This is a genomic window from Knoellia sp. LjRoot47 (genome assembly GCF_964253435.1).
GTDB lineage: Bacteria > Actinomycetota > Actinomycetes > Actinomycetales > Dermatophilaceae > Knoellia.
This window is the reverse complement of sequence record NZ_CAXUQS020000001.1, coordinates 2,767,762-2,778,403: the sequence shown is the minus strand read 5'-3', so window position 1 is coordinate 2,778,403 and position 10,642 is coordinate 2,767,762. Positions and strand designations below refer to the sequence as shown.

Here is a 10,642-nt window from a genome sequence, read left to right as displayed (position 1 = left end):
CAGGAAACCAATTGGTTTCCTAATGTGTCGACCGTGGACCTCATCTTCCGGGCGCTCGCCGACCCGACCCGCCGGGCGCTGCTCGACGCGCTCTTCGGCGAGGACGGCCAGACGCTGCGGTCCCTCTCGGCGCGGTTCGACATGACCCGGATCGGCGTCGCCAAGCACCTGACCCAGCTCGAGGAGGCCGGTCTCGTCGTGAGCCGGCGCAGCGGTCGCGAGAAGCTGCACTACCTCAACCCCGTCGGCATCCGACAGGTCCACGACCGCTGGGTCAGCAAGTACACCGAGCCCTGGGCCGCCGGCCTCGTCGGGCTCAAGGACGAGCTGGAGGCAGCGCGCATGAGCCAGACCAAGGTCTTCGAGATCTACATCCGCACCACGCCGGACCGGCTGTGGCACGCGATCACCGACCCCGACATCCGCCGCCGGTTCCACTTCGGCAACACGATCGCGTCGGAGTGGACACAGGGCTCCCCCTATGTCATGACCCACGACGGGGCGGACGGCCCGCTCGTCGACGGCGAGAACCTCGAGGTCGACCCGCCGCGCCGCCTCGTCCAGAGCTTCCGGGCGCACTGGGACGACGACGCCGAGTCCGCCGGCACGTCGCGGGTCACGTGGGAGATCGAGGAGGTCGGCGACTCCTGCCGACTCACGGTCGTTCACGACCAGCTGCCCGACGACGTGAGCGAGGCCATCCACGGCGGCTGGCCGATGGTGCTCTCGGGCCTCAAGACCTGGCTCGAGACGGGCACCGAGCTCACCACCCCCGGCTCGCTCATGTACGGCTGACCCCCTCCACCGTCCCGTCGCACTCTCAGGAGCAGACCATGTCGACACTCGACCGCACGTTCACCGGCACCCTCGCCACCAGCAGCGCCCCGGGCGGCTGGACCTACCTCGTCACCGACTGGAGCGCGGAGTTCTTCGGCACGCGCGGTCTCGTCAAGGTGGCGGGGACGATCGACGACCACCCCTTCCGCGGGTCCTTCATGGCCCTCGGCGACGGCACGCACAAGCTCGCGGTCACCCGCGAGGTCCGTGACGCCATCGGCAAGGGCACCGGCGACGAGGTGACCGTCCACCTCACCGAGCGGCTCGACGACGCGAAGGCCGCGGCGACCTCCTGAGCCACGCGACTATCTCCTGAGCCACGCGGCAACCTGCCGAGGCACGCGGCGACCTCCCGAGCCACGCGGCCGGCCGCGGCTACCCTCACGGCATGACGACGACACCACCGCCGGCCGCGCCGTTCGCCCAGTCCGTCCGGATCCTCGCCGGCGCCCTCATGGCCGCGCTGGTGTTCATCGGCATCGCGATGTTCTTCGTGCTCGGCACCGAGGACACGCCGCCCATGTGGCTCGTCGCCGCCCAACTCGTGGCCGGTGTCGTCGTGCACCTCCTCCTGGAGTCGGTCGGCTACCGCGTGCAGCCGCTCGACCCGGACCTGTCCGACGCCGACGCCGAGACGGCGGCCCGGACCCGGTGGCAGAGCTCGATGATCCTGCGGTTCGCGCTGAGCGAGGTCATCGCCATCGCGTCGCTCGTGGCGGCGTTCGTCGTCGAGGGAGGGATCCTCACGTATGCCGTCGGCGCAGTCGTGTCGCTCGTCCTCATGGCCGTCCACGTCTGGCCGTCGGCGCGGCCGGTCGGCAGGGTCGCTGACGCGCTCGAGGCGGCCGGGCGCCGCACCACCTTGCGCGAGGAGTTCGGGGTTCCGGCCCCGGGTCCCATCCAGCAGTTCTGACCGACCGCCACCAAGGCCACCACCGGGCCGCCACCGAGGCCGATGCCACCGAAGGGCGTCACGGCGCGCGGTTGCCCCGGTCCTCCTCCTGCGCGACGAGCGCCTCGAGGTCGCTGAGCCGGTCCAGCCCCTGCACCGCCCGCGCCATCCGCTGGTTGCCGGCCAGCCGCTCGCGGTTGCGGTCGAGGAACCACCAGTACCCCGCGGTGAACGGGCACGCGTCCTCCCCCACCCGCACCCTGGGGTTGAAGCGGCACGAGCCGCAGTGGTCGCTCATCGTGTTGATGTAGGCACCGCCGGACGTGTAGGGCTTGGTGGCCATGACCCCACCGTCCGCGTGCTGCGACAGGCCGACGACGTTGGGCACCATGACCCAGTCGTAGCCGTCGACGAACGCGCGGTGGAACCAGTCGGTCACCTGCGTCGGGGCCCACCCGCGCTGCATCGCGTACGACCCGAGCACCATGAGGCGCGGGATGTGGTGGACCCAGCCGTGCTCGGCGACCTGGTCGAGCGTGTGCGACAGGCACCTCGCCTCGGTGGCGTCGGCGTCGAGCTCGGCGAACCACTTCGGCAGTCGCTGCGTCGCCTCCAGGGCGTTGCGTCGCCGGTAGCCCTCCCCCTGGTACCAGTACAGGTGCCACACGTAGTCCCGCCAGCCGATCACCTGGCGCACGAACCCCTCGGCGCTCGCGATGGGCACGTCCCCTGCGAGGTATGCCGTCTCGGCCCGCGCGGCGACCTCCAGCGGGTCGAGCAGGCCGAGGTTGAGCGGGACGCTGAGCAGGCTGTGCGCCATCCACGCATCCCTTTCGAGCACGGCGTCCTCGTGCGCCCCGAACGACGCGAGCCGGTGCTCCGCGAAGTGGTCGAGGGCCGCCAGAGCCTCGGCCCTGGTCGCAGCGAACCGCCGGGGACCGTCGCGCCCGATGAAGGAGACGTCGCCGTCGCGCTCCCATCGGTCGAGGTCGGCCCGCACCTGCTCGTCGATCTCGTCCTCGTCGGGCCACCACGGCTGCGTCACGCCGAGGGTGGTCGCGCCCTTGGGCGGCGGCTCGCGGTTGTCGTGGTCGAAGTTCCACTGCCCACCCGCGGGCTCGCCGCCGTCCATGAGCACGTCGTGCCGCCGGCGTACCTCGCGGTAGAAGTCCTCCATGAGCAGCCGCCGGCCACCGCGCCCCTGCGCCCAGCGGGTGAAGTCCTCGCGCGAGGTCGCGAAGCCCCGCGGGTCGAGCACCTCGACGCCGAGCCGACGGACGAGCCCGAGCGCGGCATACGAGGTCGGGTGCACGACGTCGACCTGCGAGAGACCACCCACGACCTCGGCATAGGTGTCGGCTTGCCGGAGGTCCACCCGGTCTCCGAGCTCGGCCGCACGATGGCGCATGGCCGAGAGCACGAGGTGCGCCTTGGCGCGGTGGAAGCGTCGCCGGGCGAAGACCCTGCGCGACTCCACCATGACGACCGGTCCGTCGTGGTCGTCGAGGAAGTGCGGTCCGAGCTGGTCACCGAAGAGCCAGCGCGTCGTCATCGCTCGACGCTACCGCTCGCAGCGACGGCCACCGCCCTCAGCGGCCGAGGTAGCCGTCGATGAGCGACTGCCCCCACGCCACCGCGACGATCGCGCCGGCGCACATCGAGGGCCCGAACGCCATGGCCGACGTGCGACCGGCCCGCTTCGTGAGGAGCAGCACGAGGGCGGTGAGACCACCCACGACGAACGCCGCCATCGTCCCGACGACGACGTGGCCGACCGACAACCAGCCGAGCAGGAGGCCGATGGCCGGCGCGAGCTGGATGTCGCCGCCGCCGAACCCACCACCGGGCAGCAACCCGAACGCGACGTAGGCCACCGTGAGCCCCAGGCTGCACATCCCCGCCACGAGCAGCCGCTCCCACTCCCCCGTCGCGACCGTCGGCGGCACGAGCAGCAGGGCGAACGCCGGCAGCGCCGGACGGGTGAGCCCGATCGGCAGCCGGTGGACGTCGATGTCGATCCACACGAGGCACACGGTGAGCCAGGCGAAGAGCAGGTATGCCGGCAGCGCGGCGTACGCGGCCGTCTCACCGACCGTGAGCGCGAGGAGGAGGACGAGCGCGGCCAGCAGCGGGGCGACCCACCACGACGGCAGGGTGGCGTGCGTCGCCTCGTCCTCGGCGATGCGGTAGCCCCCGGTGGAGAGCTCGCGGGCCGTGACGTGCCCGACCGCGAGCGCGGCGACGACGAGCACGACGAGCGCGAGGACGCCGAGCACGGTCGACGACATCAGGCCACGCCCTCGCGCGCCGCGGCGAACATGACGTCAAGCGGTGGCCGCAGCCCGGTGAAGAGCTCCACCTGGGCCGCCGCCTGGTGGACGAGCATGTCGAGGCCCGAGACGACGTCGGCGCCGTGGGCACGGGCGGCCCGCGCCAGCGGTGTCGGCCAGTCGGCGTAGACGACGTCCATGAGCGTGGTTCCGCGCAGGCTCTCGCCGTCACCCACCACGGCCGCGCCGGCGTACTCGCTGGCGCCCGGGGCGAGGGTGGACACGACGAGTGGGCGGGGTGCCCGCGCCCACTCCTCCAGCGGTCGGCGCGCCGCCCGCACGCCCCGATCGGTCAGGAGGGAGACGAGGTCGGCGGACGTCTCGACGTTGCGGGCCGCGACGACGACGTCACTCACCCCGAGCTCGGCGAGCGCGAGCGCGGCCGATCGGGCCGTCGCCCCCGAGCCGAGGATCGTCGCGACTCCGCCGTGGTCGACGCCATCCAGTGCGCCGACGATGCCGGCGACGTCGGTGTTGGCGCCGTCCCAGCGGGCGTCCTCGCGACGGACGAGCGTGTTGATCGCCCCTGCCGCCCGGGCCACGTCGGTCACCGTGTCGGCCACCTCGAACGCGACCTCCTTGAGCGGCATCGTCAGGCTCAGCCCGCGCCACTCCTCGTCGAACTCGGCCACGACGTCGCCGAGCTCGACCTCGGTGACCTCACGACGGACGTACGTCCAGTCCGCTAGGCCGAGTGCGGCATACGCCGCGGTGTGGAGGGCAGGCGAGAGCGAGTGCGAGACCGGCGACCCGAGGACTGCGGCTCTCAGCACTTGTCCTTGTTGTTGGAGCACCACTCGTTGAACTCGCGCACGTTGGCGTCGTGCTCGGCCTGGGTCACGGCGAACTTCGTCTCACCCGTATCGGGGTTGACCGCGACGAAGTAGAACCAGGGACCGTCGGCGGGAGCGGCAGCGGCCTCGATCGACGCGGCACCCGGGCTGTTGATCGGACCCGGCGGCAGACCCTGCACCTTATAGGTGTTGTAGGGGCTGTCGGAGTTGCGCGCCTCGTTGGAGGTGCCGGCGCGGCCACGCTTCTGCTCGATGTAGTGGACGGTCGAGTCCATCTGGAGCCGGCCGATCGTCGGGCCGTTGGGGTCGTCGAGACGGTTCTCGATGACCCGGGCGACCTTGGCGCGGTCGGCGTCGCCGTTGACCTCGCCCTCGATGATCGAGGCGACCGTGAGGATCCGGTTGTAGTCGCCCGGCTGCACGCCGGCCTTCTTGAGCTCGGCGAGGGTCATGGCGACCATCTGCTTGAGCTGCGTCGCGGCGGGCACCTTGTCGTCGAACTCGTAGCTCGACGGGAAGAGGTAGCCGTCGAGCCGACCCTTGGCGGACTCGGGCAGGCCGAGGGCCGCGGTGTTCTTGGCCGCGGCCTGGTAGTCCTTGACCGGCACGCCGGTGGCCTTGCTCAGGCGGGCGAAGATCTCGTTGACCCACAGTCCCTCGGGGATCGTCGCGCGCAGGACGGCGCGGTTGCCGGGGTCGCTGAGCATCGCGAAGGCGTCGGCGGCGGTCATGCCCTTGCGCAGCGAGTAGGTGCCGGCCTGGATCTTCGCGCTCTGCTCGGGGTCAGCAGCCGAGGCGTTGAGGTATGCCGTCCGCGTCTTGACGACGCCGGCCGCCTTGAGCGCGGTGGCGATCGCCTCACCGCTGTCCCCGGCCTTGACGGTGACCTGGACCTCGCCCTCGCCGGGACCCGGGAAGTCCTCGGCCTCGGAGGTCCCACCACCGACGAGCGACGAGACGAGCGGCTTGAGGAGCGTGAAGGCGGTGGCGGCGGCCCCGCCGACGAGCACGACGGCGACGAGGATCGTCACGATGCGGCGGCCCTTGCCCCGCCGACGGCGGCGGTGGCGACGACGACGCGGCTCGTCGGGTGGCGGCTCGCCGAAGATCGTCGTGTCGAGGTGGTTCTGGCTCACCGCTGTCCGTCCTTCGTCTTCGGCCTGCGCCGCTTGTCCTTCACCGGCTCACCCGGTGGGCGACCCGAGGCGCGTTCCTCGTCCAGGCCGGCCTGGAGGATGAGGACCGCAGCCGCTTGGTCGACGACGGCGCGTTGCCGACGTCCATCAACACCACTGTGGCGCAGGACCCTGTGGGCATCGACACTCGTGAGGCGCTCGTCGACGAGACGCACGCTCACGGGCGACACCCGGCGGGCCAACTCCGCAGCATACTGGCGGGCTGCCCCCGCGGCAGGTCCTTCGCCCCCGGAAAGTGAGCGTGGCAGGCCCACGACGACCTCGACGGCCTCGCGTTCGGCCGCGAGCGCCACGATCGTGGCGATGTCGTCGTCGGTCGTGTCGTCGTCCGGCCACGTCCGCTGGAGCGTCGCGTAGGGGCTGGCGAGCACGCCCCGGGGGTCGCTGACGGCCACCCCGACACGGACCGTGCCGACGTCGACCCCCAAGCGGACCCCGGGGCGCACGCTCAACCGGCCAGCTCCCCCACGCGCCACTCGACGGCGTTGATGGCCTCACCGGTCTTGGCGAGGTCCTGGCCACCGCCCTGGGCGATGTCGTCCTTGCCGCCGCCACCACCACCGAGGGTCTGCGCCGCGATCCGCACGAGCTCGCCGGCTCTGATGCCACGGTCGCGCGCGGCCTGGTTGGTCGCGATGACGACGACCGGACGGCCCTTGGCGCCACCGGTGACGGCGACGACCGACGGAGCACCGTCGCCGAGCTTCTGGCGGGCGTCGAGGACCATGGCGCGCACGTCGTCGGCTCCGGCGTCCGCACCGGCGTCGTGCCCGACGAAGCGCACCCCGCCGACGTCCTTCGCGTTGTCGGTGAGCGAGCCGGCGGCCGCGAGCACGGCCTGCTTGCGGGAGCGCTCGAGCTCGCGCTCGGCGTCCTTGAGGCGGGTGACCATCGCCGCGACGCGCTCGGTGAGCTCGCCGGGCTGGGCGCCGACGAGGCCGGTGAGCTCGGCGACGATGGCGCGCTCCCGCGCGAGGTAGCGCAGGGCGTCCATGCCGACGAACGCCTCGAGGCGGCGGACGCCGGAGCCCACGGAGGACTCACCGGTCACCGTGAGGGCACCGACCTGCGAGGAGTGACCGACGTGCGTCCCACCGCAGAGCTCGCGCGACCAAGGGCCGCCGATCTCGACGACGCGCACGTCCTCGCCATAGGTCTCGCCGAAGAGCGCGAGCGCGCCGAGCTCGCGCGCCTGCGCCAGCGGCATCCACGCCGCGGAGACGGGCAGGTCCTTGCGGACGGCGAGGTTGGCGACCTCCTCGATCTCGCTGCGCGTCGCGGCCGAGAGCGCCTGGCCCCACGCGAAGTCGAGGCGGAGGTAGCCGGGCTTGTTGTAGGAGCCGGACTGCAGCGCCGACGGGCCGAGCACCTGACGGAGGGCGGCGTGGACGACGTGCGTGCCGGAGTGCGCCTGGCACGCGGACAGGCGCCACTCGGGGTCGACCTCGGCGAGGACGGGCGCCCCGGTGCGCAGCGGTCCGTGGACCACCTCGACCGTGTGCGCGATGAGGCCCTTGACCGGGCGCTGGACGTCCATGACCTTGAGGTGGACGCCGTCGGCCGTGATGATGCCCTCGTCGGCGATCTGGCCACCGGACTCGGCGTAGAACGGGGTCCGGTCGAGGACGACCTGGCCGCGCTGGCCGGGCTCGATCTCCTCGACGCGCTCGCCGTCGACGACGAGGCCGAGGACCTTGGCCTCGCTCGTCAGCTCGTGCCACGCGCGGAAGTCGGTCTCGCCGGCTGCCCGCAGGTCCTTCCACACCTCGGTGTTGGCGTGGCCGGACTTCTTGGCCTTCGCGTCGGCCTTGGCACGGTCGCGCTGCTCCTGCATGAGCCGGGTGAAGCCCTCGCGGTCGACCGAGAGGCCCTGCTCCTCCGCCATCTCCAGCGTGAGGTCGATCGGGAAGCCGTAGGTGTCGTGGAGCTGGAACGCCTGGTCGCCCGCCAGCACCTGCCCGCCGGACTCCTTGGTCCGGGTCACGGCGGTGTCGAGGATCGTCGTGCCGGACGCGAGGGTGCGTCGGAACGCCTCCTCCTCGGCATAGGCGATCTGGCTGATCCGGTCGAAGCCGGTCTCGAGCTCGGGGTAGGACTGCTTCATCCGCTCCATCGACACCGGGAGCAGGTGCGGCAGCGCCGGCTCGGCGAAACCGAGGAGGCGCATCGAGCGCACGGCGCGTCGCAGCATCCGGCGCAGGACGTAGCCACGGCCTTCGTTGCCCGGGGTGACGCCGTCACCGATGAGCATGAGCGAGGAGCGGACGTGGTCGGCGACGACCCGCAGGCGGACGTCGTCCGGGTTGGACTCGCTCGCCGCGTGGCCGGAGTGCGCACCGTAGGTCTTGCCGGTGAGCTCCGCGGCCTTCTCGAGGACGGGGTAGACCTCGTCGATCTCGTAGAGGTTGTCGACGCCCTGGAGGATGCTCGCGATGCGCTCGAGCCCCATGCCCGTGTCGACGTTCTCGGCGGGCAGCGGACCCGCGATGTCGAAGTCGACCTTGGAGCGGACGGCGCTCAGCTCGTACTGCATGAAGACGAGGTTCCAGATCTCCATGTAGCGGTCCTCGTCGACCGCCGGGCCGCCCTCGCGGCCGTACTCGGGGCCGCGGTCGTAGAAGATCTCGCTACACGGGCCGCCGGGACCCGGGACGCCCATGTGCCAGTAGTTGTCGGCCTTGCCGCGGCGCACGATCCGGTCGAGTGGGATCGAGGTGTACTCGGCCCAGAGGCGCTCGGCCTCGTCGTCGTCCTCGTAGACGGTCGCCCAGAGCCGGTCGGGGTCCAGGCCGTAGCCGCCCTCGCTCTGCGACGACGTGAGGAGCTCCCACGCGAGGCGGATCGCGTCCTTCTTGAAGTAGTCGCCGAACGAGAAGTTGCCGTTCATCTGGAAGAACGTGCCGTGGCGCGAGGTCTTGCCGACCTCCTCGATGTCACCGGTGCGGACACACTTCTGCACGCTCGTGGCGCGGTCCCACTGCGGCGTCTCCTGACCCAGGAAGTACGGCTTGAACGGCACCATGCCGGCGTTGACGAAGAGCAGGTTGGGGTCGTCGTGGATGAGGGGTGCGGAGGGCACCACCGTGTGGCCGTTCTTCTCGAAGAAGGTGAGCCAACGGCGCCGGATCTCGGCGGTTTCCATGTCGTCTGTCCTGAGGTCGAGTGCGTCGCGCCCGGGTTGCCGGGCACCGGTGAATCCTACGTGCCGACTCCTGCCGCCCGCGCCTGCGTTCCGCGGCGGGTCCTGACCCTGCGAGCCCCGGGCGGGGCCTCAGCTGCGGCCGAGCCGCTCCTTGAGCCAGGTCCAGCGCTCCTGCAGCCGGGCCTCGAACCCGCGGTCGGTCGGCTCGTAGTACGCCGTCGTCCCGTGGAGGTCGTCCGGGAGGTACTGCTGGCGAGCGACACCATCGGGTTGGTCGTGCGCATAGACGTAGCCGTCGCCGTGCCCAAGGCGGGACGCACCGGCATACCCGCTGCCCCTCAGGTGAGGCGGCACGGCACCGCCGCGTCCGGCACGGACGTCGGCGATGGCCGCGTTGATCCCGGCATACGCGGCGTTGCTCTTGGGCGCGAGGGCGTTGTGGACGACGGCCTGGGCGAGGATGATCCGCGCCTCCGGCATGCCGATCTGGGCGACGGCGTGCATCGCGGCGACCGCCGTCTGGAGCGCGGTCGGGTCGCCCATGCCGACGTCCTCGCTGGCGGCGATGACGATGCGCCGCGCGATGAACCGGGGGTCCTCCCCCGCCTCGAGCTGGCGGGCGAGGTAGTGCAGGGCGGCGTCGACGTCGGAGCCGCGCATCGACTTGATGAACGCCGACGCGACGTCGTAGTGCTGGTCGCCGGTCTTGTCGTAGCGCACCGACGCCTGCGCGACGGCCTGCTCGGCGTGGGCGAGGGTGATCGTCACCTGCTCCGCCTCCGAGGTGATCGGGGCGTCGTCCTGGGCCACCCCCGCGGCGGCCTCGAGCGAGGTGAGGGCCCGGCGCGCGTCGCCGCCCGCGATCCGGACGAGGTGCTCGCGCGCCTCGTGCGAGAGCACGTATGCCGCGTCGAGACCCCGCGCGTCCGCCACTGCGGAGTCGAGGACCTCCGCGACCTGGGTGTCGTCGAGCGAGGTCAGGGTGATGAGCATCGAGCGCGAGAGGAGCGGGGCGATCACCGAGAACGACGGGTTCTCGGTCGTCGCGGCGACGAGGATGACCTGGCGGGTCTCGACGCCGGGGAGCAGGGCGTCCTGCTGGGCCTTGGTGAAGCGGTGGATCTCGTCGAGGAAGAGGACGGTCTGGCGGTCGTAGAGGTCGCGGTTGCGAGCCGCCGCCTCCATGACGGCGCGCACGTCCTTGACCCCGGCCGTCACCGCGGACAGCTCGACGAACTCGCGGTGTGCCGCGGTCGCGACGAGGTGGGCCAGCGTCGTCTTGCCCGTGCCGGGCGGGCCCCAGAGGATCGCGCTCAGCGGGCCGGCGGTCCCACCGGAGCCCTCGATGAGGCGGCGGAGCGGGCTGCCCGGACGCAGGATCTCGGCCTGGCCGCGTACCTCGTCGATCGAGGCGGGTCGCATGCGAACCGCGAGCGGGGGCAGCGACGCCT

Annotated in this window: 10 protein-coding genes; 3 read left to right on the top strand and 7 right to left on the bottom strand. The window is 71.8% G+C overall.

The features are described from left to right. Nucleotides 1-33 precede the first annotated feature (33 nt). The 3 genes from ACSQ11_RS13415 to ACSQ11_RS13405 all read left to right on the top strand — a co-directional run bounded on the left by ACSQ11_RS13415 (nt 34) and on the right by ACSQ11_RS13405 (nt 1,750). Nucleotides 34-795, top strand: a complete 762-nt coding sequence (locus ACSQ11_RS13415; RefSeq protein WP_436006180.1) for an ArsR/SmtB family transcription factor — start codon at nt 34-36, stop codon at nt 793-795. A 38-nt stretch (nt 796-833) separates the two neighbouring features. Further along, nucleotides 834-1,133: a DUF1905 domain-containing protein gene (locus ACSQ11_RS13410; protein ID WP_436006178.1), complete on the top strand. Its 300-nt coding sequence runs from the start codon at nt 834-836 to the stop codon at nt 1,131-1,133. A gap of 92 nt (nt 1,134-1,225) precedes the next feature. Further along, complete coding sequence (locus tag ACSQ11_RS13405; protein WP_436006176.1) at nt 1,226-1,750, top strand: hypothetical protein; 525 nt, start codon at nt 1,226-1,228, stop codon at nt 1,748-1,750. Nucleotides 1,751-1,808: 58 nt separating this feature from the next. On the opposite strand, the gene ACSQ11_RS13400 is transcribed toward ACSQ11_RS13405, so the two are convergent. From ACSQ11_RS13400 to ACSQ11_RS13370, 7 genes are all read right to left on the bottom strand, one after another. After that, nucleotides 1,809-3,281: a cryptochrome/photolyase family protein gene (locus ACSQ11_RS13400; RefSeq protein ID WP_436006174.1), complete on the bottom strand. Its 1,473-nt coding sequence runs from the start codon at nt 3,279-3,281 to the stop codon at nt 1,809-1,811. A gap of 37 nt (nt 3,282-3,318) precedes the next feature. Next, complete coding sequence (locus ACSQ11_RS13395) at nt 3,319-4,017, bottom strand: prepilin peptidase (protein ID WP_436006172.1); 699 nt, start codon at nt 4,015-4,017, stop codon at nt 3,319-3,321. Then, on the bottom strand, nt 4,017-4,832 hold the full coding sequence (locus ACSQ11_RS13390) for a shikimate dehydrogenase (RefSeq protein WP_436006170.1): 816 nt from the start codon (nt 4,830-4,832) through the stop codon (nt 4,017-4,019). The genes ACSQ11_RS13395 and ACSQ11_RS13390 overlap by 1 nt, the downstream gene beginning before the upstream one ends. Then, nucleotides 4,826-5,989: an endolytic transglycosylase MltG gene (mltG, locus tag ACSQ11_RS13385; RefSeq protein ID WP_436006168.1), complete on the bottom strand. Its 1,164-nt coding sequence runs from the start codon at nt 5,987-5,989 to the stop codon at nt 4,826-4,828. The genes ACSQ11_RS13390 and mltG overlap by 7 nt, the downstream gene beginning before the upstream one ends. Further along, nucleotides 5,986-6,501, bottom strand: coding sequence for a Holliday junction resolvase RuvX (ruvX, locus tag ACSQ11_RS13380; protein ID WP_436006166.1), 516 nt, complete (start codon nt 6,499-6,501; stop codon nt 5,986-5,988). The genes mltG and ruvX overlap by 4 nt, the downstream gene beginning before the upstream one ends. Continuing rightward, complete coding sequence (gene alaS, locus ACSQ11_RS13375; RefSeq protein WP_436006164.1) at nt 6,498-9,191, bottom strand: alanine--tRNA ligase; 2,694 nt, start codon at nt 9,189-9,191, stop codon at nt 6,498-6,500. The genes ruvX and alaS overlap by 4 nt, the downstream gene beginning before the upstream one ends. 129 nt (nt 9,192-9,320) lie before the next feature. Further along, nucleotides 9,321-10,613 carry a replication-associated recombination protein A gene (locus ACSQ11_RS13370; protein WP_436006784.1) on the bottom strand — a complete coding sequence of 431 codons (1,293 nt, stop codon included), beginning with the start codon at nt 10,611-10,613 and terminating at the stop codon, nt 9,321-9,323. Between the last annotated feature and the right edge of the window lie 29 nt (nt 10,614-10,642).

Excerpts from the sequence above, each read along its gene's own strand:
- ACSQ11_RS13410 (WP_436006178.1), top strand. The coding sequence starts at position 834 with ATGTCGACACTCGACCGCACGTTCACCGGCACCCTCGCCACCAGCAGC.
- ACSQ11_RS13405 (WP_436006176.1), top strand. The coding sequence starts at position 1,226 with ATGACGACGACACCACCGCCGGCCGCGCCGTTCGCCCAGTCCGTCCGG.
- ACSQ11_RS13400 (WP_436006174.1), bottom strand. The coding sequence starts at position 3,281 with ATGACGACGCGCTGGCTCTTCGGTGACCAGCTCGGACCGCACTTCCTC.
- ACSQ11_RS13395 (WP_436006172.1), bottom strand. The coding sequence starts at position 4,017 with ATGTCGTCGACCGTGCTCGGCGTCCTCGCGCTCGTCGTGCTCGTCGTC.
- alaS (WP_436006164.1), bottom strand. The coding sequence starts at position 9,191 with ATGGAAACCGCCGAGATCCGGCGCCGTTGGCTCACCTTCTTCGAGAAG.
- ACSQ11_RS13370 (WP_436006784.1), bottom strand. The coding sequence starts at position 10,613 with ATGCGACCCGCCTCGATCGACGAGGTACGCGGCCAGGCCGAGATCCTG.